Below are 24087 nucleotides of genomic sequence, written 5' to 3'. Positions count from 1 at the left end.
CTTGGGGGTCCCCCCAGGGCGAAGCCCTAGGGGGAGGGACGGGTGGGCACACGGGACGGCGCCCCTTGCGGGCGCGTTCCGCACCTGCACCTGCCCGCACCACGAGTACGGCGCGCTCGTGGTGCGGGTCAAGGAACCGGGAGCCTAGGCCCGGCAAGGGGCGCCGTTCCGTTGTGCCCACCCGTTCCGCCTGGGGGCACCCCCGGACGAAGTCTGGGGGAGGAACGAATGCCCACAACGGGGGTGGGAGGGGGCAACGCCCCAGCGTGGCGCGGCCCACTCCCCGGCGCGCCGCGCCGGGAGACGGGTGGGCACCGCTCCGGCGGAACGAATGCCCACAACGGGGGGCGGCGACGGCGGACGGGCGCCGCGCCCGGGGGGCGCAGTCCACAACGGACGCGGCGACGGCCCCCGCCCGTACGCTCTCGGCGGAGGCGGTCGTGGAGCGGGCCGCCGGCGGGCAGGGTGGGGGCATGATCTCGATCGAGACGCTCGACCTCGGCCACTTCACCCGGCCCGCCGCGGAGTGGGGCGGGCCCCACGACCGCCGCGAGCCCGCCCTCGGATATCTCGTGCGGTACGAGGGCGGCGCCCTCGTGTTCGACACGGGGCTGGGGGAGGGCTCGCCGGAGGCCGACGCGCACTACCGGCCCGTGCGCAGGCCGCTCGCCGTCGGGCCGGACGACGTCGACCTCGTCGTGAACTGCCATCTGCACTTCGACCACATCGGCGGCAACCAGCGGTTCCCCCGCACCCCCGTCCTCGTCCAGCGCACCGAGCTCGCCACCGCCCTCGCCGGGGACTACACCATCGACGCGCTGCTCCCCGGCGTCCGGTACGTGGAGCTCGACGGCGAGCACGAGATCGCGCCCGGCGTGCGCGTCGTCCCCACGCCCGGCCACACCGACGGGCACCAGTCGCTCGTCCTCGACCACGGCGACCGCGTGACCCTGCTCGCCGGGCAGGCGTACGACTTCGCGCACGAGTTCGGCACCCCGTACCGCTCCTGGCTCGGGCGGATCGGCGAGCTCGCGGCCGGGCGGCGGGTGCGGGTGCTGTTCGCCCATGACCACGAGGTGTGGGAAGGGACGCTGCCGCTGCCCCGGTAGCCTGTGCGCCCGTGACCGAAACCCTGATCTGGACCGTCGTCGCGCTGATCCTCGTCGGCGTCTACCTGAGCTGGACCGCCGGCCGGCTCGACCGGCTGCACACGCGGATCGACGCGGCCCGGGCCGCGCTGGACGCGCAGCTGCTGCGACGGGCCTCGGTCGCCCAGGAACTGGCCACCTCGGGGGTGCTGGATCCGGCCGCGTCGATCGTGCTGTACGAGGCGGCGCACGCGGCCCGGCAGGCCGAGGAGGACCACCGTGAGGTCGCCGAGAGCGAGCTCAGCCAGGCGCTGCGGGCGGTCTTCGGCGAGCCCGAGCAGGTCGAGCTGGTGCGGGAGGCGCCCGGCGGCGAGGAGGCCGCGGGCGAGCTCGCCGCGGCGGTCCGGCGGGTGCCGATGGCGCGCCGGTTCCACAACGACGCCGTCCGCGCCGCACGGGCGCTGCGTCGGCACCGCAAGGTGCGCTGGTTCCGCCTGGCCGGGCACGCTCCGTTTCCGCTCGCCTTCGAAATGGATGACGAACCGCCCGTAGCCCTTGCGGATCGCCCCACCTGACCCCTATCCACCTTCGTAACCTGCGAAAACGAGCCACCCGCTGCACATTGGCCCTTGATGTGGACCGCACGTGGCCTGTTTCCTCACTCTTGTCGTCAACCCCGTTGTCACGAGTGAGGTACCCCGTGTCCACCACGCCTTCCACCACCCCCCAGTCCGCTGAGTCCTCGGCGATCGGCACCTCCCGCGTCAAGCGCGGCATGGCCGAGCAGCTCAAGGGCGGCGTGATCATGGACGTGGTCAACGCCGAGCAGGCGAAGATCGCCGAGGACGCCGGCGCCGTGGCCGTCATGGCCCTGGAGCGGGTTCCCGCCGACATCCGCAAGGACGGCGGCGTCGCCCGCATGTCCGACCCGAACATGATCGAAGAGATCATCGAGGCCGTCTCCATCCCGGTCATGGCCAAGTCCCGCATCGGCCACTTCGTCGAGGCCCAGGTCCTGCAGTCCCTCGGCGTCGACTACATCGACGAGTCCGAGGTCCTCACCCCGGCCGACGAGGTCAACCACTCCGACAAGTGGGCCTTCACCACCCCCTTCGTCTGTGGCGCCACCAACCTGGGCGAGGCCCTGCGCCGCATCGCCGAGGGCGCGGCCATGATCCGCTCCAAGGGCGAGGCCGGCACCGGCAACGTCGTCGAGGCCGTCCGCCACCTGCGCCAGATCAAGAACGAGATCGCCAAGCTGCGCGGCTTCGACAACAACGAGCTGTACGCCGCCGCCAAGGAGCTGCGCGCCCCGTACGAGCTCGTCAAGGAGGTCGCCGAGCTCGGCAAGCTGCCGGTCGTGCTGTTCTCCGCCGGTGGCGTGGCCACCCCGGCCGACGCCGCCCTGATGCGCCAGCTCGGCGCCGAGGGCGTCTTCGTCGGCTCCGGCATCTTCAAGTCGGGCGACCCGGCCAAGCGCGCCGCCGCCATCGTGAAGGCCACCACCTTCTACGACGACCCGAAGATCATCGCGGACGCCTCCCGCAACCTGGGCGAGGCCATGGTCGGCATCAACTGCGACACCCTGCCCGAGGCCGAGCGCTACGCCAACCGGGGCTGGTAATGACCACTCCCGTGATCGGTGTCCTGGCTCTCCAGGGCGACGTACGGGAGCACCTGATCGCCCTGGCCGCGGCCGATGCCGTGGCCAGGCCGGTCCGGCGCCCCGAAGAGCTCGCCGAGGTCGACGGCCTCGTCATCCCCGGTGGCGAGTCCACCACCATCTCCAAGCTGGCCGTCCTCTTCGGCCTGATGGAGCCGCTGCGCGAGCGCATCGCGGGCGGCATGCCCGTGTACGGCACCTGCGCCGGCCTGATCATGCTCGCCGACAAGATCCTCGACCCGCGCTCGGGCCAGGAGACCTTCGGCGGCATCGACATGATCGTGCGCCGCAACGCCTTCGGGCGGCAGAACGAGTCCTTCGAGGCCGGTGTGACCGTGGCCGGGATCGACTCTCCCGTCGAGGGCGTCTTCATCCGCGCCCCGTGGGTGGAGTCGGTCGGCGCCGAGACGGAGGTGCTCGCCGAGCACGACGGGCACATCGTCGCCGTACGGCAGGGCAAGGCCCTCGCGACCTCGTTCCATCCCGAACTCACCGGCGACCACCGGATCCACGCACTGTTCGTGGACATGGTGCGCGCGGAGCGGTGAGAGGATCCCGGTAGGATCTCTGGGGTTCGTAGGGAAATTGGTTACGCGAAGGAGACAGGCAGATGTCCGGCCACTCTAAATGGGCTACGACGAAGCACAAGAAGGCCGTGATCGACGCCAAGCGCGGCAAGCTCTTCGCGAAGCTGATCAAGAACATCGAGGTCGCGGCCCGCACCGGCGGTGCCGACCCGGACGGTAACCCGACCCTCTTCGACGCCATCCAGAAGGCCAAGAAGAGCTCGGTGCCCAACAAGAACATCGACTCCGCGGTCAAGCGCGGCGGCGGCCTCGAGGCCGGCGGCGTGGACTACGCGACGATCATGTACGAGGGTTACGGCCCGAACGGTGTCGCGGTGCTCATCGAGTGCCTCACCGACAACCGCAACCGCGCCGCCTCCGACGTGCGCGTCGCCATGACCCGCAACGGCGGCTCGATGGCCGACCCGGGCTCCGTCTCGTACCTGTTCAACCGCAAGGGCGTCGTCGTGCTGCCCAAGGGCGAGCTGTCCGAGGACGACGTCCTGGAGGTCGTGCTCGAGGCCGGTGCCGAGGAGGTCAACGACCTCGGCGAGAGCTTCGAGGTCATCAGCGAGGCCACCGACCTGGTCGCGGTCCGCACCGCGCTCCAGGCGGCCGGCATCGACTACGACTCGGCCGACTCCAGCTTCGTCCCGACCATGCAGGTCGAGCTCGACGAAGAGGGCGCCCGCAAGATGTTCAAGCTGATCGACGCGCTCGAGGACAGCGACGACGTGCAGAACGTCTTCGCCAACTTCGACGTCAGCGACGAGGTCATGGCGAAGGTCGACGCCTGATCCCGGTGCTTTCCACCAGCGGGCCGACGGGACACACCCCGTCGGCCCGCTGCGTTGTCAGTGGCAGCCGATAGCCTGCACAAACAGGCTTGCGATCGGTGCGGGACAGGAGGGGGCGGCGTGCGCGTACTCGGGGTGGACCCGGGGCTCACCCGGTGCGGCATCGGCGTCGTCGAGGGCGTGGCCGGAAGGCCGTTGACGATGCTCGGCGTCGGTGTCGTGCGGACCCCGGCGGACGCGGACATCGGTCCCCGGCTGGTCGGCATCGAGCAGGGCATAGAGGAGTGGATCGACCGCTTCCAGCCAGAACTGGTCGCCGTGGAGCGGGTGTTCAGCCAGCACAACGTGCGGACGGTGATGGGCACCGCCCAGGCCAGCGCCGTCGCCATGCTGTGCGCCGCCCGCCGCGGACTGCCCGTCGCCCTGCACACCCCCAGCGAGGTCAAGGCCGCCGTCACCGGCAGCGGACGCGCCGACAAGGCACAGGTCGGCGCCATGGTCACCCGACTGCTGCGGCTCTCCGCCCCGCCGAAGCCGGCCGACGCCGCCGACGCCCTCGCCCTCGCCATCTGTCACATCTGGCGCGCCCCCGCGCAGAACCGTCTCCAGCAGGCCGTCGCCCAGAACCGTCTCCAGCAGGCCGTCGCCCTGCACGCCTCGAAAGGCCGCCCGTCATGATCGCCTTCGTCAGCGGCCCGGTGGCCGCCCTCGCCCCCACGACCGCCGTCGTCGAGGTAGGCGGCGTCGGCATGGCCGTCCAGTGCGCCCCGAACACCATCGCCGGCCTCCGCGTCGGGGAGCACGCCCGGCTGGCCACCTCCCTGGTCGTCCGGGAGGACTCGCTGACCCTGTACGGCTTCGCGGACGACGACGAGCGCCAGGTCTTCGAGCTGCTCCAGACCGCCAGCGGCGTCGGCCCCCGGCTCGCCCAGGCCATGCTCGGCGTGCACAGCCCGGACGCCCTGCGCCTCGCCGTCTCCACCGGCGACGAGAAGGCCCTCACCGCCGTGCCCGGCATCGGCAAGAAGGGCGCCCAGAAGCTCCTGCTCGAACTGAAGGACAAGCTCGGAGCCCCGCTCGGCAGCAGCGGCCTGGTCGGCCAGCAGCGCGGGGCCACGGGCCCGGCCCCCTGGACCGAGCAGCTCGCGGCCGCGCTCATCGGCCTCGGCTACGCGAGCCGCGAGGCCGACGAGGCCGTCGCCGCCGTCACCCCGCAGGCCGAGGCCGCGATCGCCGCCGACGGCTCGGCCCCGGTCCCGCAGCTCCTGCGAGCCGCCCTGCAGACCCTGAACCGCGCCCGCTGACGGCCGCAGGCCGTACGGGGCCCGGGGGCCCGCCCCGCCCACCCGCACCGCACTCCACCAGAAGGCAGACTCCACCGTGAACTGGGACGACGACAGCACCGCCGAGCCGGACGCGCGCCTCGTCGGCGCCTCCGCCGAGGGCGACGACCAGGCCGTCGAGGCCGCGCTGCGCCCCAAGGACCTCAGCGAGTTCGTCGGTCAGGAGAAGGTCCGCCAGCAGCTCGACCTGGTGCTCAAGGCCGCCCGCCAGCGCGGAGCCACCGCCGACCACGTCCTGCTCTCCGGCGCCCCCGGCCTCGGCAAGACGACCCTGTCGATGATCATCGCGGCGGAGATGAACGCCCCGATCAGGATCACCAGCGGGCCCGCCATCCAGCACGCCGGCGACCTCGCCGCCATCCTGTCCTCCCTCCAGGAGGGCGAGATCCTCTTCCTCGACGAGATCCACCGGATGTCACGGCCCGCCGAGGAGATGCTCTACATGGCGATGGAGGACTTCCGCGTCGACGTGATCGTCGGCAAGGGCCCCGGCGCCACCGCCATCCCGCTGGACCTGCCCCCCTTCACTCTGGTCGGCGCCACCACCCGGGCCGGTCTGCTGCCGCCACCGCTGCGCGACCGCTTCGGCTTCACCGCCCACATGGAGTTCTACGAGCCCCACGAGCTGGAGCGGGTCGTGCGCCGCTCCGCCGGGCTCCTGGACGTCGAGATCGACACCGCCGGCGCCGCCGAGATCGCCGGCCGCTCCCGCGGCACCCCTCGCATCGCCAACCGCCTGCTGCGCCGCGTCCGCGACTACGCCCAGGTCAGGGCCGACGGGGTGATCGACCGGGAGATCGCCGCCGCCGCCCTCGCCGTCTACGAGGTCGACAGCCGCGGCCTCGACCGCCTCGACCGGGCGGTCCTTGAGGCCCTGCTGAAGCTCTTCGGCGGCGGACCCGTCGGCCTGTCCACCCTCGCGGTCGCGGTCGGGGAGGAGCGCGAGACCGTCGAGGAGGTCGCCGAGCCCTTCCTCGTACGGGAGGGACTGCTCGCCCGCACGCCCCGTGGCCGGGTCGCCACTCCCGCGGCATGGACGCACCTCGGACTGGTTCCGCCGCAGGCAGCGGGCCCGGGAGGCGCGGGGAACGGAGCGGGAAAGGGACAACAGGGGCTCTTCGGGGCGTGACGGCGCGGAGACTCGCCCGTTCGGGAACCGGGGTGCGATGCTGGGCGTTGTTCCATCGATGCGGACTCGCCTAGACTCCGCCGATGCCGCTCCTTGTGGTCGGCGCACCCACCCCCGAATCAGGCCGCGGAGTCTTCCCCGGCCTTGCGAAGGAAATTCCGTCCCGTGAATAACATCGGCATGCTCCTCCCGTTCATCGTGCTCATCGGGGCCATGTTCCTCATGACCCGTTCTGCCAAGAAGAAGCAGCAGCAGGCGGCGGAGATGCGCAACCAGATGCAGCCCGGCTCCGGCGTACGAACCATCGGGGGGATGTACGCCACCGTCAAGGAGGTCGGCGACGAGACCGTCCTCCTCGAGGTCGCTCCCGGCGTCCACGCGGTCTACGCGAAGAACGCCATCGGCGCCGTCCTCGAGGACAGCGAGTACAACCGCATCGTCCACGGCGACGACGACACCGTCGTCCCGGACGACGCCTCCTCGCTGACCGAGGCCGCCGAGAAGGCCGACGAGGCCGACGAGCCCGGCGAGACCGCCAAGGCCGACCTCACCAAGAAGACGGACGCCGACGAGGGCGACAAGGACGGCAAGGCCGACGGCAAGGCCGACGGCGAGACCGAGGCGAAGTAGTTCGCGGCCGGAGCCGCGCGTCACGCCCACCCGGCGTGCGCGCGGCTCCGGCGACGGTTTCGACCGCGGGGGCAGGTCCCCACACACACTTCGTGGCCGTCTCGCGCCCACCCGGCGCGCGGCGGTTTGGACAGGGAGAAACGACAAGGTGGCAGCACCGAAGAAGGGCCGAAGGCCGGCGGGGGGCCAGGGCCGGCCGGGCCGCGCCCTGGCACTCATTCTGATCGCCATGGTCGCGCTCACCGGCGGCATGTTCTGGTCGGGGCACACCACCCCGCGCCTGGGCATCGACCTCGCCGGCGGAACGTCGATCACGCTCAAGGCCACGGCTGAGCCCGGCCAGGAATCGGCGATCAACGAGACCAACATGAACACCGCGGTCGGCATCATCGACCGCCGTGTCAACGGTCTCGGCGTCTCCGAGGCCGAGGTCCAGACGCAGGGCCGCGAGAACATCATCGTGAACATCCCTCGCGGGACGAACGAGAAGCAGGCCCGGGAGCAGGTCGGTACCACCGCCCAGCTGTACTTCCGCCCCGTGATCGCCGTCGCAGCCGCCACGCCGCAGCCGGTGCCGAGTGCCAAGCCCTCCGGCACCCCGTCGACCCCGCCGACGCCCACCGCCTCCGGCAAGCCGCAGGGCGGGAAGTCGGCCACGCCGACGGCCACCGCCTCCACGCAGGGCCGTGCGCTCACCGAGGCCCTCAAGGCCCCGAGCCCCACGCCCACGGGCTCCGCGAGCCCCAAGACCTCGGAGAGCCCCAAGGCCCCGGCGACACCCGGGGCGAGCCAGACCCCCGACCCGGGCACGGCGGCGCTCGAGCAGAAGTTCGCCACCCTGAACTGCCTCGACCCCAAGCAGCAGGCGTCCGCCGGCAAGGGCGCCAAGCCCACCGAGTCGACCGTGGCGTGCGGTGAGGACGCTCCCGGCCAGTGGTCGAAGTACCTGCTCGGCCCGGCCGAGGTCGACGGCAAGGACGTCGACGAGGCCAAGGGCGTCTTCGACCAGCAGCGCGGCATGTGGATCGTGACCATGGACTTCACGAGCGCGGGCTCGAAGAAGTTCCAGTCGATCACCAGCAAGCTCTCGCAGCAGACCGACCCGCAGAACCGCTTCGCGATCGTCCTCGACGGTCAGGTCGTCTCGGCACCCTCCGTGCGCCAGACGCTGAGCGCCAGCGCCGAGATCTCCGGCAGCTTCAACCAGCAGACCGCCCAGGACCTCGGCAACATCCTGTCCTACGGCGCCCTGCCGCTCGCCTTCGAGACCCAGAGCGTCGACACCGTCACCGCCGCCCTCGGCAGCGAGCAGCTGGAGGCCGGTCTGATCGCCGGCGCCATCGGTCTCGGGCTCGTCGTGCTGTACCTGGTCGTCTACTACCGCGGCCTGTCGCTGATCGCCCTGCTCAGCCTGGCGGCCTCGGCCCTCCTCACGTACGTGATCATGTCGCTGCTCGGTCCGGCCATCGGCTTCGCGCTGAACCTGCCGGCCGTCTGCGGCGCCATCGTCGCCATCGGCATCACCGCGGACTCGTTCATCGTCTACTTCGAACGTGTCCGCGACGAGGTCCGCGAGGGCCGGACGCTGCGACCGGCCGTCGAGCGCGCCTGGCCGCGCGCCCGCCGCACGATCCTCGTCTCCGACTTCGTGTCGTTCCTCGCCGCCGCCGTCCTCTTCGTCGTCACCGTCGGCAAGGTCCAGGGCTTCGCCTTCACCCTCGGTCTGACCACCCTGCTCGACGTGGTCGTGGTGTTCCTCTTCACCAAGCCGCTGATGACGCTGCTCGCCAGGACCAAGTTCTACGGCGAAGGCCACGCCTGGTCCGGCCTCGACCCGAAGCGCCTCGGCGCCAAGCCGCCGCTGCGCCGCTCCCGCCGTGCCACCGCCGCCGGCCCCGTCGACTCCCCGAAGGAGGCGTGAGATGGCGAAGAAGCGCGACAGTCTCGGCGCCCGACTCAACCGCGGTGAGGTCGCCTACGACTTCATCGGCAACCGCAAGCTCTGGTACAGCGTCTCCATCCTGATCACCATCACGGCGATCGTGGCGCTGGCCGTCCGCGGCCTGAACATGGGCATCGAGTTCCAGGGCGGTGCCGTCTTCACGACGCCGAAGTCCGAGGTCTCGGTCTCCCAGGCCCAGGAGTACGCGGAAGAGGCCTCCGGCCACGAGGCGCTGGTCCAGAAGCTCGGCAGCGGAGCGCTGCGCATCCAGGTCGGCGGGCTCGACACCCAGAAGTCCGACCAGGTCCGCGCCGAGCTCGCCAAGGACCTGAACATCCCCGAGAACAAGATCGCGGCGGAGCTGGTCGGCCCCAGCTGGGGCGAGCAGATCGCCAACAAGGCATGGACCGGTCTCGCGGTCTTCATGATCCTCGTGGTGATCTACCTGGCCATCGCCTTCGAATGGAGAATGGCGGTCGCGGCGCTCATCGCCCTGATCCACGACCTGACCATCACCGTCGGCATCTACACGCTCGTCGGCTTCGAGGTCACGGTCGGTACGGTCATCGGTCTGCTGACGATCCTCGGCTATTCGCTGTACGACACCGTCGTCGTCTTCGACTCCCTCAAGGAGCAGACGAAGGACATCACCAAGCAGACCCGCTTCACCTACAGCGACATGGCGAACCGCTCGATCAACGGCACCCTGGTCCGCTCGATCAACACCACCGTCGTCGCCCTGCTGCCGGTCGCCGGCCTGCTCTTCATCGGTGGCGGCGTCCTCGGCGCCGGCATGCTGAACGACATCTCGCTGTCGCTGTTCGTGGGTCTCGCCGCCGGTGCGTACTCCTCGATCTTCATCGCCACCCCGCTCGTCGCCGACCTCAAGGAGCGCGAGCCGGCCATGAAGAACCTGCGGAAGAAGGTCCTCGCCAGGCGGTCCGCCGCGGCCGACCGGGGCGAGTCCGACGCCGACTTCCAGGAGGAGGCCCTCGCCGGCGAGGCCGCCGTCGTCGGTCAGGGCCGCCGCGGCCGCTCCTCGGAGCGGCACGGATGACGGCCGGGACGCAGAGCACCACCGAGCTGCTGCTCAGCCGCATCCGGGACGTCCCCGACTACCCGAAGCCGGGAGTGCTGTTCAAGGACATCACCCCGCTGCTCGCGGACCCGGAGGCGTTCACCGCGCTCACCGACGCCCTCGCCGCGCTCTGCGCCGAGCAGGGCGCCACGAAGATCGTCGGCCTGGAGGCCCGCGGCTTCATCCTGGCCGCGCCGGTCGCCGTCCGCGCCGGCCTCGGCTTCATTCCGGTCCGCAAGGCCGGGAAGCTGCCCGGGGCCACGCTGCGGCAGGCCTACGAGCTGGAGTACGGCACCGCCGAGATCGAGGTGCACGCCGAGGACCTCGCCGCGGGCGACCGCGTCATGGTCATCGACGATGTCCTCGCCACCGGCGGCACGGCCGAGGCCTCCATCGAGCTCATCCGGCGCGCCGGGGCCGAGGTCGCCGGGGTCGCCGTGCTGATGGAGCTCGGCTTCCTGCCGGGCCGGGCCCGGCTGGAGCCCGCCCTCGGCGGCGCCCCGCTCACCGCGCTCATCACCGTCTGACACCGTCGGTCCCGTACGGGGGCGGTCCGGGGAATTCCCCGGACCGCCCCCGTCGTTTTCCGGACAGACCCCGGAACGGGGACCCGGCGAAGCACCGTGCGCGCACCGGCGGCGTCTCAGCCCCCAGGCACGTGAGCACAGGCGCTTCCAGGTCGATACGATGGCCTTTCCGGGCCTGACCGGGGGACCCGGAAACTCCCCCCGACTCCGTCCGGGGGTACCCCATAGGAGCGCTCTTGCCAGACGAGGCCCAGCCACTCTCCGCCGCGCAGCCCGATCCGAAGGCCGAGAAGGCCGCGACGGGCCCCGCCGCGCCCCAGAACCCGCCCGCGGAGACCCGGCCCAGGCCCGCGGCACCCGCACCGGCCCCGTCCGCCCGGCCCGCTCCGGCCCCGTCCGCCCGCTCCGGCGGATCCTCCAGCCGCGTCCGCGCCCGGCTCGCCCGCCTGGGCGTCCAGCGCTCCTCCCCGTACAACCCGGTCCTCGAACCGCTGCTGCGGATCGTCCGCTCCAACGACCCGAAGATCGAGACGGCGACGCTCCGCCAGATCGAGCGGGCCTACCAGGTCGCCGAGCGCTGGCACCGCGGCCAGAAGCGCAAGAGCGGCGACCCGTACATCACGCACCCGCTCGCCGTCACCACCATCCTCGCCGAGCTCGGCATGGACCCGGCGACGCTGATGGCAGGGCTCCTGCACGACACCGTCGAGGACACCGAGTACGGCCTGGAGGACCTGCGCCGCGACTTCGGCGACCAGGTCACGCTGCTCGTCGACGGCGTCACCAAGCTCGACAAGGTCAGGTTCGGCGAGGCCGCGCAGGCCGAGACCGTCCGCAAGATGGTCGTCGCCATGGCCAAGGACCCCCGGGTCCTCGTCATCAAGCTCGCCGACCGCCTGCACAACATGCGCACCATGCGCTATCTCAAGCGGGAGAAGCAGGAGAAGAAGGCCCGCGAGACCCTGGAGATCTACGCCCCGCTGGCGCACCGGCTGGGCATGAACACCATCAAGTGGGAGCTGGAGGACCTCGCCTTCGCGATCCTCTACCCCAAGATGTACGACGAGATCGTCCGGCTCGTCGCCGAGCGCGCCCCCAAGCGCGACGAGTACCTCGCCATAGTGACCGACGAGGTCCAGGCCGACCTGCGGGCCGCCCGCATCAAGGCCACCGTCACCGGACGCCCCAAGCACTACTACAGCGTCTACCAGAAGATGATCGTCCGCGGCCGTGACTTCGCGGAGATCTACGACCTGGTCGGCATCCGCGTGCTCGTGGACACCGTCCGCGACTGCTACGCGGCCCTCGGCACCGTCCACGCGCGATGGAACCCGGTCCCCGGCCGGTTCAAGGACTACATCGCGATGCCGAAGTTCAACATGTACCAGTCGCTGCACACGACGGTCATCGGACCCAACGGCAAGCCGGTCGAGCTGCAGATCCGCACCTTCGACATGCACCGCCGCGCCGAGTACGGCATCGCCGCGCACTGGAAGTACAAGCAGGAGGCCGTCGCCGGCGCCTCCAAGGTCCGTGCCGACGTGCCGAAGAAGGTCGGCGGCAAGGACGACCACCTCAACGACATGGCGTGGCTGCGCCAGCTGCTCGACTGGCAGAAGGAGACCGAGGACCCCTCGGAGTTCCTGGAGTCGCTGCGCTTCGACCTCTCCCGCAACGAGGTCTTCGTCTTCACCCCCAAGGGCGACGTCATAGCGCTGCCCGCCGGCGCCACCCCCGTCGACTTCGCCTACGCCGTGCACACCGAGGTCGGCCACCGCACCATAGGCGCCCGGGTCAACGGCCGGCTCGTCCCGCTGGAGTCGACCCTCGACAACGGCGACCTCGTCGAGGTCTTCACCTCCAAGGCCGCCGGCGCCGGACCCTCCCGGGACTGGCTGGGCTTCGTCAAGTCCCCGCGCGCCCGCAACAAGATCCGCGCCTGGTTCTCCAAGGAGCGCCGCGACGAGGCCATCGAGCACGGCAAGGACGCCATCGCGCGGGCCATGCGCAAGCAGAACCTGCCGATCCAGCGGATCCTCACCGGCGACTCGCTGGTCACCCTCGCCCACGAGATGCGCTACAGCGACATCTCCTCGCTGTACGCGGCGATCGGCGAGGGCCACGTCACCGCCCAGTCCATCGTCCAGAAGCTGGTGCAGGCCCTCGGCGGCGAGGAGGCCGCCACCGAGGACATCGCCGAGACCGCCCCGCCCTCGCGCGGCCGGTCCAAGCGCCGCTCCAGCGCCGACCCGGGCGTGGTCGTCAAGGGCGTCGAGGACGTCTGGGTCAAGCTGGCCCGCTGCTGCACCCCGGTGCCCGGCGACCCGATCATCGGCTTCGTCACCCGCGGCAGCGGCGTCTCGGTGCACCGCAGCGACTGCGTCAACGTCGACTCGCTGTCCCGGGAGCCCGAGCGGATCCTCGACGTCGAGTGGGCGCCCACCCAGTCCTCGGTGTTCCTCGTCGCCATCCAGGTCGAGGCCCTGGACCGCTCCCGACTGCTCTCCGACGTCACCCGGGTCCTCTCGGACCAGCACGTCAACATCCTGTCGGCGGCGGTGCAGACCTCCCGCGACCGGGTGGCCACCTCCCGCTTCACCTTCGAGATGGGCGACCCCAAGCACCTCGGCCACGTCCTGAAGGCCGTGCGGGGCGTGGAGGGCGTCTACGACGTCTACCGCGTGACCAGCGCCCGGCGCCCCTAGGGGGTGTCTCGCCGATCTTGCCGGGCTCGCGGCGTCTGGCACCGCGCCTCGCTGCGTTGTCGTCGGTCGCCGATGTCCCCCAGAGCTTCGCCTGGGAGGGGCCCCCACCGTATGGACTCCCTCCTCCGCCTTGCGATCCGTCCCCTAGGCCCTGCGGGCCTGGGGAGACCCCAGGCATCAGACGCCGCTCCCTGATCCGGCCTGATCGACAAGACACCCCCTAGGCCGTACGCCCCCGGTACGTACGAGAAGGGCCCCCGGCGCGTCTGCCGGGGGCCCTCCTCGTGTCAGCCGGGCGGGATCAGCCGCCGAACTCCTGCAGGCCCTTCAGGGCCTGGTCGAGCAGCGCCTGACGGCCCTCGAGCTCCTTGGCGAGCTTGTCGGCCTTGGCGTCGTTGCCCGCCGCGCGGGCCGTGTCGATCTGCTTCTGCAGCTTGTCGACCGCGTCCTGGAGCTGGCCCGTCAGACCCGCGGCACGCGCCCGCGCCTCCGGGTTGGTGCGGCGCCACTCGGCCTCCTCGGCCTCCTGGATCGCGCGCTCGACCGCGTGCATCCGGCCCTCGACCTTCGGGCGGGCGTCGCGCGGCACGTGGCCGATGGCCTCCCAGCGCTCGTTGATGGAGCGGAACGCGGCGCGGGCCGCCTTCAGCTCCGTCACCGGCACCAGCTTCTCCGCCTCGGCCGCGAGCTCCTCCTTCAGCTTGAGGTTCTCGGTCTGCTCGGCGTCACGCTCGGCGAAGACCTCGCCGCGCGCCGCGAAGAAGACGTCCTGGGCGCCGCGGAAGCGGTTCCACAGCTCGTCCTCGTGCTCGCGCTGGGCCCGGCCCGCCGCCTTCCAGTCCGCCATCAGCTCGCGGTAGCGGGCGGCCGTCGCACCCCAGTCGGTCGAATTCGACAGCGCCTCGGCCTCGGCGACCAGCTTCTCCTTCGTCTTGCGGGCCTCCTCGCGCTGCGCGTCCAGCGCCGCGAAGTGGGCCTTGCGGCGCTTGGAGAAGGCCGAGCGGGCGTGCGAGAAGCGGTGCCACAGCTCGTCGTCGGACTTCCGGTCGAGCCTCGGCAGGCCCTTCCAGGTGTCCACGAGCGCCCGCAGCCGCTCGCCCGCGGCGCGCCACTGCTCGCTCTGCGCCAGCTCCTCGGCCTCGGTGACCAGCGCCTCCTTGGCGGCCCGCGCCTCGTCGGCCTGCTTCGCCTTCTGGGCCTTGCGCTCCTCGCGGCGCGACTCCACCGTCTCGGTCAGCTTGTCGAGCCGGGCCGACAGCGCGGCCAGGTCGCCCACCGCGTGGTGCTCGTCGACCTGCTGGCGGATGTGCTCGATGGCCGCCTGCGCGTCCTTCGCCGAGAGGTCGGTGGTCCTCACCCGCTTCTCGAGGAGGCCGATCTCGACCACCAGGCCCTCGTACTTGCGCTCGAAGTAGGCCAGCGCCTCCTCGGGGCTGCCGGCCTGCCACGAACCGACGACCTTCTCGCCCTCGGCCGTACGCACGTACACGGTGCCCGTCTCGTCGACGCGGCCCCACGGGTCGCTGCTCACAGCGCCTCCTCAACATGATGCCGACTCGGGGGCCCGGCCCCCTGGCATCGTCCACGGTTTCCCGGCGGGCCTCGCCCGCCCTCCACAGCGCGGCCGACGGCCTGCGCTGCACAACGCCAATCTAGGCGAACGGCGGCCCGGCTGTCCGCACTCAGCGCGACCGAAATTCGGCGGTCACGCGCTGGTGCGGCTCCCGGGCCGCCCCCGCGTCACTTCTTGGTGACGGCGGCCTTCTGGATCGTGACCGCCTTCTGCGGCGCCCCGTCGCCGGAGCCCCCCGCGACACCGGCCTTGGCGACGTCCTCGACGAGCTTCAGGCCGTCCGCGTCGAAGGTGCCGAAGGGGGTGTAGCTCGGCGGGAGCTTGGTGTCCTTGTAGACGAGGAAGAACTGGCTGCCGCCGGTGTTCGGACCGGCGTTGGCCATCGCCACGGTGCCCTTCGGATAGGTCACCGAGCCGTCCGCCCCGGCCTTGCCCAGGCCGTTCAGGTTCTCGTCCGGGAGGGAGTAGCCCGGGCCGCCGGTGCCGTCGCCCTTCGGGTCGCCGCACTGGAGCACGAAGATGCCCGAGGTGGTGAGGCGGTGGCACTTGGTGCCGTCGAAGTACTTCTTGTCGGCGAGGTGCTTGAAGGAGTTCACGGTCCGCGGGGCCTTCGCCGCGTCCATCGTGACGGTGATGTCCCCGAGGTTGGTCTTCAGGGCCATCGTGTACGTGGCCTTCTTGTCGATGGCCATCTTCGGCTCGGGCTGCGAGGGCGTGCTCTGCTCCGGGCTCGGGGAGTCCGACGGGCTCGACGCCACGTTGTCCGGGCCCTTCGAGTCGTCGCCGGTCAGCGCCACCGACGCCCACACGGCGCCGCCCGCGGCGAGCACCACCGCCAGCGTCGAGGCGATGACGATGTTCCGGCGCGACCTGCGCCGCGCCTCCTCGCGCCGCTGCTGCTGCCGAAGGTACTTCTCTCTGGCGAGCTGCCGCCGCCGCTGATCGCTGGTGACCACCGGGTCCGCTCCTTGTCGATCGTCTGTTCAGTCCTGGCCGGATGGCCCGTACCGTATACGGGTTGGCTGTGGAATACGCAGCGCCGGTAGGCTCTGATCTGCTGCATTCCGCTGCACAGCGCACCGCAGCGGCCTTCTGCCGGACGACAAATAAGGACGATCGTGCTGATTGCCGGGTTCCCCGCCGGAGCCTGGGGCACCAACTGTTACGTGGTCGCCCCCGCCGCAGGCGAGGAGTGCGTCATCATCGACCCGGGCCACCAGGCCGCCCAGGGTGTCGAGGAGACGCTGAAGAAGCATCGGCTCAAGCCCGTCGCCGTGGTCCTCACCCATGGCCACATCGACCACGTCGCCTCCGTCGTCCCGGTCTGCGGCGCCCATGTCGTACCCGCGTGGATCCACCCCGCCGACCGGTACATGATGAGCGATCCGGAGAAGGCCCTCGGCCGCTCCATCGGGATGCCCCTCATGGGCGAGCTGACCGTGGGCGAGCCGGACGACGTGCACGAGCTCACCGACGGCGCCGAGCTGAAGCTCGCCGGACTGGAGTTCTCCGTCGCGCACGCGCCCGGTCATACCAAGGGGTCGGTGACCTTCCGGACGCCGGAGACCACGGAGGTCCCCTCCGTGTTCTTCTCCGGTGACCTGCTGTTCGCCGGCTCCATCGGACGCACCGACCTGCCCGGCGGTGACATGGACGAGATGATGCGGTCGCTGGCCCGCGTGTGCCTGCCGCTCGACAACTCGACCGTGGTGCTGTCGGGGCACGGTCCCCAGACGACCATCGGCCAGGAGCGCGCCACCAACCCCTATCTGCGGCAGGTGGCCGCCGGCCTCGGGAGCGCGGACGCTCCCCGACGAGGAATGTGACGAGACCCACGTGAGCACCTTCAAGGCCCCGAAGGGCACCTACGACCTGATCCCGCCGTACTCGGCGAAGTACCTGGCGGTCCGGGAGGCCATCTCCGCCCCGCTGCGGACGGCCGGCTACGGCTACGTCGAGACGCCCGGCTTCGAGGACGTCAACCTGTTCGCCCGCGGTGTCGGCGAGTCCACCGACATCGTCACCAAGGAGATGTACGCCTTCGAGACCAAGGGCGGCGACAAGCTCGCCCTCCGTCCGGAGGGCACCGCGTCCGTGCTGCGCGCGGCCCTGGAGGCCAGCCTGCACAAGCAGGGCAACCTGCCGGTGAAGCTCTGGTACTCGGGCTCCTACTACCGCTACGAGCGCCCGCAGAAGGGCCGGTACAGGCACTTCTCGCAGGTCGGCGCCGAGGCGATCGGCGCCGAGGACCCGGCGCTCGACGCCGAGCTGATCATCCTGGCCGACCAGGCCTACCGCTCCCTCGGGCTGCGGAACTTCCGCATCCTGCTGAACTCGCTCGGCGACAAGGAGTGCCGCCCCGTCTACCGCGAGGCCCTGCAGAGCTTCCTGCGCGGCCTCGACCTCGACGAGGAGACCCTGCGCCGCGCCGAGATCAACCCGCTGCGCGTCCTCGACGACAAGCGCGAGTCGGTGCAGAAGCAGCTGGCCGGGGCCCCGCTGCTGCGCGACTACCTGTGCGACGCGTGCAAGGCGTACCACGAGGAGGTCCGCGCGCTGATCAGCGCGGCGGGCGTGGTCTTCGAGGACGACCCCAAGCTGGTGCGCGGTCTGGACTACTACACCCGCACCACCTTCGAGTTCGTCCACGACGGCCTCGGCTCGCAGTCCGCGGTCGGCGGCGGCGGCCGCTACGACGGCCTGTCCGAGATGATCGGCGGCCCGGCGCTGCCGTCGGTCGGCTGGGCGCTCGGCGTGGACCGCACCGTCCTCGCCCTGGAGGCCGAGGGCGTGGAGCTGGACATCCCCGCGACCACCAGCGTCTTCGCCGTCGCGATCGGCGAGGAGGCCCGCCGGGTGCTGTTCGGCAAGGTCACCGAGCTCCGCAAGGAAGGCGTGGCCGCCGACTTCTCCTTCGGTGGCAAGGGCCTGAAGGGCTCGATGAAGGACGCCAACCGCTCCGGCGCCCGCCTGGCGGTCGTCGCCGGCGAGCGCGACCTCGCCGAGGGCGTGGTCCAGCTCAAGGACATGGAGTCCGGCGAGCAGCAGGCGGTTCCCCTGGACGCGCTGGTCGAGGCGGTCAAGGCGAAGCTGGCCTGACCGGCGCGACGACGAAGGAGGGCCCCCGGCGCAGGCCGGGGGCCCTTACCGTCCGCTCACGTCGTCCGTGCCACCCTGTGCGGCACAATGACCGTGGCCGGTCAGGGGACGAGCAGAGCGAGAAGAGCGAGCACAGCGACATGACGAAAGCAGCGGCAGCGAACCGGACCGCGGAGCGGGAGGACTCCCGAGCCATCGGCGCCGGCCGTGGCTTCGCCTGGATCCTGGTGATCACCGGCGCCGCCGGACTCCTCGCCTCCTGGGTGATCACGCTCGACAAGTTCAAGCTCCTCGAGGACCCGAACTTCACCCCGGCCTGCAGCCTGAACCCGATCGTCTCCTGCGGCAGCGTGATGAAGAGCGAGCAGGCCGCCGCGTTCGGCTTCCCGAACCCGATGCTGGGCCTCGTCACGTACGCCGTCGTCGTCGCCCTCGGCGTCGGTCTCCTCGCCGGCGCCCGCTACCGCCGCTGGTACTGGCTCGGCCTCAACGCCGGCACGCTCTTCGGCGTCGGCTTCTGCACCTGGCTCATGATCCAGTCGCTGTACGAGATCAACGCGCTGTGCCTGTGGTGCTGCCTCGCCTGGGTCGCCACCCTCGTCATGTTCTGGTACACGACCTCGCACAACGTCCGCCGCGGCGTGATCCCCGCCCCGTCCGGCCTGCGCAGCTTCTTCGACGAGTTCACCTGGGTCCTCCCGGCGCTGCACGTCGGCATCATCGGGATGCTGGTCCTGACCCGCTGGTGGGACTTCTGGACGAGCTGACGGGACTGTCAGTGCTCTGACTTAGGCTTCATGACGTGGAGCCCGACCTCTTTACCGCAGCCGCCGAAGAACGCCAGGAGAAGGACCCGACCAGCAGCCCCCTGGCCGTCCGGATGCGTCCGCGCACCCTCGACGACGTCGTCGGCCAGCGCCATCTGCTGAAGCCGGGTTCGCCGCTGCGCCGACTGGTCGACGACCGGGCCGGCGGCCCGGCGGGCGCGTCCTCGGTGATCCTGTGGGGGCCGCCCGGCACCGGCAAGACCACCCTCGCCTACGTGGTGTCCAAGGCCACCGACAAGCGCTTCGTGGAGCTCTCCGCGATCACCGCGGGCGTCAAGGAGGTCCGCGCCGTCATCGACGGGGCCCGGCGGGCCGCGGGGGGCTACGGCAAGGAGACCGTCCTCTTCCTCGACGAGATCCACCGCTTCTCCAAGGCCCAGCAGGACTCCCTCCTCCCGGCCGTGGAGAACCGCTGGGTGACGCTGATCGCCGCCACCACCGAGAACCCCTACTTCTCGGTGATCTCCCCGCTGCTCTCCCGCTCGCTGCTGCTCACCCTGGAGCCGCTCACCGACGAGGACGTGCGCGGGCTGCTGCGCCGGGCGCTGGAGGAGGAGCGGGGACTCGGCGGCGCGGTGACCCTGCCGGAGGACGCCGAGGCGCATCTGCTGCGGATCGCCGGCGGCGACGCCCGGCGCGCCCTGACCGCCCTGGAGGCGGCGGCGGGCGCGGCCCTCGCCAAGGCTGAGCCGGAGATCACCCTGGAGACGGTCGAGGAGACCGTCGACCGCGCGGCCGTGAAGTACGACCGGGACGGCGACCAGCACTACGACGTGGCGAGCGCCCTCATCAAGTCGATCCGCGGCTCGGACGTGGACGCGGCGCTGCACTATCTGGCCCGGATGATCGAGGCGGGGGAGGACCCCCGGTTCATCGCCCGGCGGCTGATGATCTCGGCGAGCGAGGACATCGGCCTGGCCGACCCCCACGCACTGCCGCTGGCCGTCGCCGCCGCCCAGGCCGTCGCGATGATCGGCTTCCCCGAGGCGGCCCTGACCCTGAGCCACGCCACCATCGCCCTGGCCCTGGCCCCGAAGTCCAACGCGGCGACGAACGCGATCTTCGCGGCGCGCGCCGACGTCCGGAACGGGCTCGCGGGCCCGGTCCCGCCCCATCTGCGGGACGGCCACTACAAGGGCGCGGCCAAGCTCGGCCACGCCCAGGGCTATGTGTATCCGCACGACGTCCCGGGCGCCATCGCGCCCCAGCAGTACGCCCCGGACACCGTCCACGGCAAGCGCTACTACGAGCCGACGAGGTACGGCGCGGAGGCGCGCTACGCGGACGTGGTGGAGAAGGTCCGGGAGCGGCTGCGCGGCGAGGGCGGCTGACGGCCCGGGCCGCCGGCCCCGTGCACGGCCGCTCCGGCGAACCGGTACACTCGTGCGGAGAGCTGCGTCCCGTGTCCGGCCCCGGCCGGCGCCACCAGAGCGGGACAGTCAGCCGGAACACCGCCTCCGTGCGGAGTTCCAGGAGCGTCGCGCACCTTCGAAGGTGTCGCGTGCCACCCACCACCCTCCGGGTCTCCGGAAGCGGCGGTGGGTCGTTCGCGTGCTGCACGTACGTGCCCAGACCAGGGAGCGGCTGCCCGGCGGGTCCTCGAGGACCCGTGGGGTTTCCCGGCTGCGGATGCGACCTCCTCAACCACTGGTGAAGCCGTATTCGTACAGAACAGAGAGGTTGGTTCATGCCGAACCAGTCCCGCCCCAAGGTCAAGAAGTCGCGTGCCCTCGGTATCGCGCTGACGCCGAAGGCCGTCAAGTACTTCGAGGCCCGCCCCTACCCGCCGGGCGAGCACGGCCGTGGCCGCAAGCAGAACTCGGACTACAAGGTCCGTCTGCTCGAGAAGCAGCGTCTGCGCGCCCAGTACGACATCAGCGAGCGCCAGATGGCCCGCGCCTACGACCGTGCCAAGAAGGCCGAGGGCAAGACGGGTGAGGCGCTGGTCGTCGAGCTCGAGCGTCGCCTCGACGCCCTGGTCCTGCGTTCGGGCATCGCCCGCACCATCTACCAGGCCCGTCAGATGGTCGTCCACGGCCACATCCAGGTCAACGGCCAGAAGGTCGACAAGCCGTCCTTCCGCGTCCGTCCCGACGACGTCGTGATGGTCCGCGAGAAGTCCCGCTCCAAGACCCTCTTCCAGGTCGCGCGCGAGGGTGGCTTCGCCCCCGACGGTGAGACCCCGCGTTACCTGCAGGTCAACCTGAAGGCCCTGGCCTTCCGCCTCGACCGCGACCCGAACCGCAAGGAGATCCCGGTCATCTGCGACGAGCAGCTGGTCGTCGAGTACTACGCCCGCTGATCCCGGTCAGGACGTAGTACCACCTCCGCGGTGTTCAGCCCGCCGCTTCCCCGCCCTTACCGGTGGGGGAGCCGGCGGGCTTCCGCGTGTCCGGGACCGGTGACCCGCCCGTACGCGGCGGCCGCGGCACCCGTGCCCCCGCGTGCCCGCCCAGGGCCGGAGCCCGACGCTCGGCGAGCGCCCGGTCCACCGCCGCGTCCAGCGACAGGGCCAGGCCCTCCCGATAGCGGGCCCCGTACGCCTCGCGGCCCAGGGCCGCCCGCAGCTGCCGCTCGCACAGCGTCCTCGGCCCGTCGAAGTACGCCGAACCGAACACCGGCACGCCCACCGAGTCCCACACGGGCCGGGCCGCGCCCTGCAGCACCGCGGCCTCCGACGCGTCCCCCTCCGCCGCCGTCACCAGCGCCAGCAGCTCGATCGCCAGGACCAGGCCCACCAGATCGTGGAAGGCGTGGTTGATCGCGACGCACTCGACGAGCAGCTCCCGCGCCGCCGCGTGGTCGCCGCCGGTCAGCGCCGCGTAGCCGAGCACATAGAGCGCGTACGCCCGGGTCCAGCGCTCGCCCCGCTCCTCACAGACCTCGCGCACCTCCGCGCACAGGGCCACCGCACCCTCCAGATCGCCCTGGAAGGCCCGCGCCATCGCCAGCTCGACCTGGCCCATCAGCACGTTGCTGTTCAGCTCGCCGATCTCCCGGTACGTCTCCAGGGCCTCGCCGATCAGCTCCTCGGCCCGCGGCATGTCGTCCGACAGCAGCGCCAGACAGCCCATCCGGTGCGTCGCGTACGCCCGCGCCACCGGGTTCCCCGTGATCCGGGCCCGCTCCCCGCACTCGTGCAGCGCCGCCACCGCGGCCGTCGGATCGCCCTGCAGGATCGCCACATAGCCCAGCACCCACAGCGCCTTCAGCCGCGCGTCCTCGTGCAGCACGACCTCCTCGGCGCCGGGCATGGCGAGCGCCCGGTCCAGCCAGTGCCGCCCCTCCGAGAGCCGCCCGCACCCGACCCAGGAGAACCACAGCGTCCCCGCCAGGTGCTGGGCGAGCGCGGACTCCTCCGCCGACTCCAGACACAGCTCCAGGGCCGCCCGCAGATTCGGCAGCGCCACGTCCGTACAGGCCGCCACCTCCGCCTGCCGGGGGCTGAACCACTCCAGCTCGCACCAGGTCGCGAGTCCCATGTACCAGTCCCGGTGCCGGCGGCGCATCCGCTCGGTGTCGCCGAGCGCCGCCAGCCACTCCGCCCCGTACGCGGCGACCGTGTCCAGCATCCGGTAGCGCGGCCCGGCGGCCGTGTCCTCCCTGGCCACCAGCGACTGCGCCAGCAGCTCGCCCAGCACGTCGAGCACCCGGTCCGACGGCAGTTCGGGGCCCCCGCAGACGTACTCCACCGCCTCCAGGTCGAACGGCCCGGCGAACACCGACAGACGCGCCCACAGCAGCCGCTCCTCCGGCGTGCACAGCTCATGGCTCCAGCCGATCGCCGTACGCAGCGTCCGGTGCCGGGGCAGCGCGCCCCGCCGGCCGCCGTCGAGGATCCGGAAGCGGTCGTCGAGCCGCCGCAGCACCTGCTCCGGGGTCAGCAGCGGCAGCCGCGCCGCCGCCAGTTCGAGCGCCAGCGGAATCCCGTCCAGACGCCGGACCAGCTCCCGCAGCGTTCCCCGGTCACCCACGGCGGCGGCACCCGCCTCCAGGGCCCGCCCCGTCAGCAGCGTCAGCGCGTCCGCCTCGTCCATCGGCGCGAGGCCGAGCACCGCCTCCCCGTCCACCCGCAGCGGGCGGCGGCCCGCCGCGAGCACCGTCAGTCCCGGGCAGCCGAGGAGCAGTTCGCGCAGCAGCTCCGCGCACGCGTCCACCAGGTGCTCGAAGCCGTCCACGACGAGCAGCAGCCGCAGCTCCGCGAGGTGATCGAGCAGCACCTCGCGCGGCCCGCGCACGGTGTGGTCGGTCAGTCCGAGCGCCTCGACCAGGGCATGGGCCACCAGCTCCGGATCGCGCAGCGAGGACAGCTCGGCCAGCCGGACCCCGTCGGCGTAGCGTTTCTGCAAGGCGCCGGCGGCCCGCAGCGCCAGCCGGGTCTTGCCGACCCCGCCCACCCCGACGACCGTGACCAGCCGGAACTCGCCGAGCAGCCGGGCCAGTTCGTCCTGTTCGGCGGCCCGTCCCACGAACCGATTCAGCTCCGCAGGGAGATTGCTCCGTCGCATGGCACACGGAGCGTACTCATCCGCGCGCGCTCCGTACAATCGACGCCGGACAACTCCCCTCCCCGCGGGCGGTAATGCGGTAGGGCGCCCGACCTCGGGCGCGATAGGGTCGGAGGACGTATATCAGCACGGGTCCGACGACCGTCCGGGGCCCGACGACAGCAGAGAGCGGTGCGGAGTGACCGGTGGAGAGGTTGCCGGGATCCTGGTGGCCGTGTTCTGGGCGATTCTCGTCTCCTTCCTCGCCGTGGTGCTGGTGAGACTGGCGCAGACGCTCAAGGCGACCACCAAGCTCGTGGCGGATGTGACCGACCAGGCAGTCCCGTTGCTCGCCGACGCCTCCGCGACCGTCCGCTCCGCGCAGACCCAGCTCGACCGGGTCGACGCCATCGCCTCGGACGTCCAGGAGGTCACCTCCAACGCCTCCGCGCTGTCCACCACCGTCGCCTCCACCTTCGGCGGCCCGCTGGTCAAGGTCGCCGCCTTCGGCTACGGAGTGCGCAAGGCGCTGGGCCGGGACCGGCAGGACACGCCGCCCGCGCGCGAGCGGCGTACTGTGATCGTCGGTCGCACCGTGCCGTCCGCGAGGCGCCGGAAGCAGAAGGGCTGAGC

At 71.6% G+C, this 24087-nt stretch carries 22 protein-coding genes; 19 read left to right on the top strand and 3 right to left on the bottom strand.

Annotated features, from left to right (window positions below; all coding sequences use genetic code 11):
• The first annotated feature begins 473 nt into the window (after positions 1–473).
• The 13 genes from ACFY7C_RS31890 (at position 474) to ACFY7C_RS31830 (ending at position 13468) form a co-directional block, all read left to right on the top strand.
• Positions 474–1109 (top strand): MBL fold metallo-hydrolase, encoded by a 636-nt coding sequence (locus tag ACFY7C_RS31890; protein ID WP_389657343.1) that lies wholly within the window; start codon positions 474–476, stop codon positions 1107–1109.
• A gap of 11 nt (positions 1110–1120) precedes the next feature.
• A complete protein-coding gene (locus ACFY7C_RS31885; protein WP_389657340.1) occupies positions 1121–1663 on the top strand; it encodes a hypothetical protein in 543 nt (180 codons plus the stop codon).
• Positions 1664–1788: 125 nt separating this feature from the next.
• On the top strand, positions 1789–2712 hold the full coding sequence (gene pdxS / locus ACFY7C_RS31880; RefSeq protein WP_389657337.1) for a pyridoxal 5'-phosphate synthase lyase subunit PdxS: 924 nt from the start codon (positions 1789–1791) through the stop codon (positions 2710–2712).
• A complete protein-coding gene (gene pdxT / locus ACFY7C_RS31875) occupies positions 2712–3299 on the top strand; it encodes a pyridoxal 5'-phosphate synthase glutaminase subunit PdxT (protein WP_389657335.1) in 588 nt (195 codons plus the stop codon). Before pdxS ends, pdxT begins: the two co-directional genes overlap by 1 nt.
• A gap of 62 nt (positions 3300–3361) precedes the next feature.
• Positions 3362–4114, top strand: a complete 753-nt coding sequence (locus ACFY7C_RS31870; RefSeq protein WP_389657332.1) for a YebC/PmpR family DNA-binding transcriptional regulator — start codon at positions 3362–3364, stop codon at positions 4112–4114.
• A 120-nt stretch (positions 4115–4234) separates the two neighbouring features.
• On the top strand, positions 4235–4792 hold the full coding sequence (ruvC, locus tag ACFY7C_RS31865; RefSeq protein ID WP_389657329.1) for a crossover junction endodeoxyribonuclease RuvC: 558 nt from the start codon (positions 4235–4237) through the stop codon (positions 4790–4792).
• The gene (ruvA, locus tag ACFY7C_RS31860; RefSeq protein WP_389657326.1) at positions 4789–5418 is read left to right on the top strand and encodes a Holliday junction branch migration protein RuvA; all 630 of its coding nucleotides are present in this window, start codon (positions 4789–4791) and stop codon (positions 5416–5418) included. Before ruvC ends, ruvA begins: the two co-directional genes overlap by 4 nt.
• A gap of 76 nt (positions 5419–5494) precedes the next feature.
• On the top strand, positions 5495–6586 hold the full coding sequence (gene ruvB, locus ACFY7C_RS31855) for a Holliday junction branch migration DNA helicase RuvB (RefSeq protein WP_389657323.1): 1092 nt from the start codon (positions 5495–5497) through the stop codon (positions 6584–6586).
• 180 nt (positions 6587–6766) lie between these two features.
• Complete coding sequence (yajC, locus tag ACFY7C_RS31850; protein ID WP_389658131.1) at positions 6767–7216, top strand: preprotein translocase subunit YajC; 450 nt, start codon at positions 6767–6769, stop codon at positions 7214–7216.
• A gap of 148 nt (positions 7217–7364) precedes the next feature.
• Entirely contained in the window at positions 7365–9137 is a 1773-nt protein-coding gene (secD, locus tag ACFY7C_RS31845) for a protein translocase subunit SecD (protein ID WP_389657320.1), read from the top strand.
• Position 9138: 1 nt separating this feature from the next.
• Positions 9139–10215: a protein translocase subunit SecF gene (gene secF / locus ACFY7C_RS31840; RefSeq protein WP_389657317.1), complete on the top strand. Its 1077-nt coding sequence runs from the start codon at positions 9139–9141 to the stop codon at positions 10213–10215.
• Positions 10212–10763 carry an adenine phosphoribosyltransferase gene (locus tag ACFY7C_RS31835; RefSeq protein ID WP_389657314.1) on the top strand — a complete coding sequence of 184 codons (552 nt, stop codon included), beginning with the start codon at positions 10212–10214 and terminating at the stop codon, positions 10761–10763. Before secF ends, ACFY7C_RS31835 begins: the two co-directional genes overlap by 4 nt.
• 236 nt (positions 10764–10999) lie before the next feature.
• Complete coding sequence (locus tag ACFY7C_RS31830; RefSeq protein ID WP_389657311.1) at positions 11000–13468, top strand: RelA/SpoT family protein; 2469 nt, start codon at positions 11000–11002, stop codon at positions 13466–13468.
• 301 nt (positions 13469–13769) lie between these two features.
• Here ACFY7C_RS31830 and ACFY7C_RS31825 read toward each other — a convergent pair whose 3' ends face one another.
• On the bottom strand, positions 13770–14999 hold the full coding sequence (locus ACFY7C_RS31825; RefSeq protein ID WP_389657308.1) for a DUF349 domain-containing protein: 1230 nt from the start codon (positions 14997–14999) through the stop codon (positions 13770–13772).
• Positions 15000–15208: 209 nt separating this feature from the next.
• Positions 15209–15997: a peptidylprolyl isomerase gene (locus ACFY7C_RS31820; RefSeq protein ID WP_389657305.1), complete on the bottom strand. Its 789-nt coding sequence runs from the start codon at positions 15995–15997 to the stop codon at positions 15209–15211.
• Positions 15998–16159: 162 nt separating this feature from the next.
• Between ACFY7C_RS31820 and ACFY7C_RS31815 the strand changes: the two genes are divergently transcribed.
• The 5 genes from ACFY7C_RS31815 (at position 16160) to rpsD (ending at position 21269) form a co-directional block, all read left to right on the top strand.
• Positions 16160–16867: an MBL fold metallo-hydrolase gene (locus ACFY7C_RS31815; protein WP_389657302.1), complete on the top strand. Its 708-nt coding sequence runs from the start codon at positions 16160–16162 to the stop codon at positions 16865–16867.
• A gap of 10 nt (positions 16868–16877) precedes the next feature.
• Positions 16878–18140, top strand: a complete 1263-nt coding sequence (gene hisS / locus ACFY7C_RS31810) for a histidine--tRNA ligase (RefSeq protein WP_389657299.1) — start codon at positions 16878–16880, stop codon at positions 18138–18140.
• 140 nt (positions 18141–18280) lie between these two features.
• Positions 18281–18907 (top strand): vitamin K epoxide reductase family protein, encoded by a 627-nt coding sequence (locus ACFY7C_RS31805; RefSeq protein ID WP_389657296.1) that lies wholly within the window; start codon positions 18281–18283, stop codon positions 18905–18907.
• Between the two features lie 35 nt (positions 18908–18942).
• Positions 18943–20298, top strand: a complete 1356-nt coding sequence (locus ACFY7C_RS31800; RefSeq protein WP_389657293.1) for a replication-associated recombination protein A — start codon at positions 18943–18945, stop codon at positions 20296–20298.
• Between the two features lie 356 nt (positions 20299–20654).
• Positions 20655–21269, top strand: coding sequence for a 30S ribosomal protein S4 (gene rpsD / locus ACFY7C_RS31795; RefSeq protein WP_389657290.1), 615 nt, complete (start codon positions 20655–20657; stop codon positions 21267–21269).
• Positions 21270–21303: 34 nt separating this feature from the next.
• On the opposite strand, the gene ACFY7C_RS31790 is transcribed toward rpsD, so the two are convergent.
• A complete protein-coding gene (locus ACFY7C_RS31790) occupies positions 21304–23475 on the bottom strand; it encodes an ATP-binding protein (RefSeq protein WP_389657287.1) in 2172 nt (723 codons plus the stop codon).
• Positions 23476–23653: 178 nt separating this feature from the next.
• Between ACFY7C_RS31790 and ACFY7C_RS31785 the strand changes: the two genes are divergently transcribed.
• The gene (locus tag ACFY7C_RS31785; RefSeq protein ID WP_389657284.1) at positions 23654–24085 is read left to right on the top strand and encodes a DUF948 domain-containing protein; all 432 of its coding nucleotides are present in this window, start codon (positions 23654–23656) and stop codon (positions 24083–24085) included.
• The last annotated feature ends 2 nt before the right edge of the window (positions 24086–24087 follow it).

The sequence above is a fragment of the Streptomyces sp. NPDC012769 genome (assembly GCF_042901205.1).
In the GTDB taxonomy this organism is placed as follows: domain Bacteria; phylum Actinomycetota; class Actinomycetes; order Streptomycetales; family Streptomycetaceae; genus Streptomyces.
This window is presented reverse-complemented; position numbering and strand designations above follow the sequence as displayed.

Coding starts and splice junctions, on each gene's coding strand:
- ACFY7C_RS31890 (WP_389657343.1), top strand. CDS start 474: ATGATCTCGATCGAGACGCTCGACCTCGGCCACTTCACCCGGCCCGCC.
- pdxT (WP_389657335.1), top strand. CDS start 2,712: ATGACCACTCCCGTGATCGGTGTCCTGGCTCTCCAGGGCGACGTACGG.
- ACFY7C_RS31870 (WP_389657332.1), top strand. CDS start 3,362: ATGTCCGGCCACTCTAAATGGGCTACGACGAAGCACAAGAAGGCCGTG.
- ruvA (WP_389657326.1), top strand. CDS start 4,789: ATGATCGCCTTCGTCAGCGGCCCGGTGGCCGCCCTCGCCCCCACGACC.
- yajC (WP_389658131.1), top strand. CDS start 6,767: ATGCTCCTCCCGTTCATCGTGCTCATCGGGGCCATGTTCCTCATGACC.
- secF (WP_389657317.1), top strand. CDS start 9,139: ATGGCGAAGAAGCGCGACAGTCTCGGCGCCCGACTCAACCGCGGTGAG.
- ACFY7C_RS31835 (WP_389657314.1), top strand. CDS start 10,212: ATGACGGCCGGGACGCAGAGCACCACCGAGCTGCTGCTCAGCCGCATC.
- ACFY7C_RS31805 (WP_389657296.1), top strand. CDS start 18,281: ATGACGAAAGCAGCGGCAGCGAACCGGACCGCGGAGCGGGAGGACTCC.
- rpsD (WP_389657290.1), top strand. CDS start 20,655: ATGCCGAACCAGTCCCGCCCCAAGGTCAAGAAGTCGCGTGCCCTCGGT.
- ACFY7C_RS31790 (WP_389657287.1), bottom strand. CDS start 23,475: ATGCGACGGAGCAATCTCCCTGCGGAGCTGAATCGGTTCGTGGGACGG.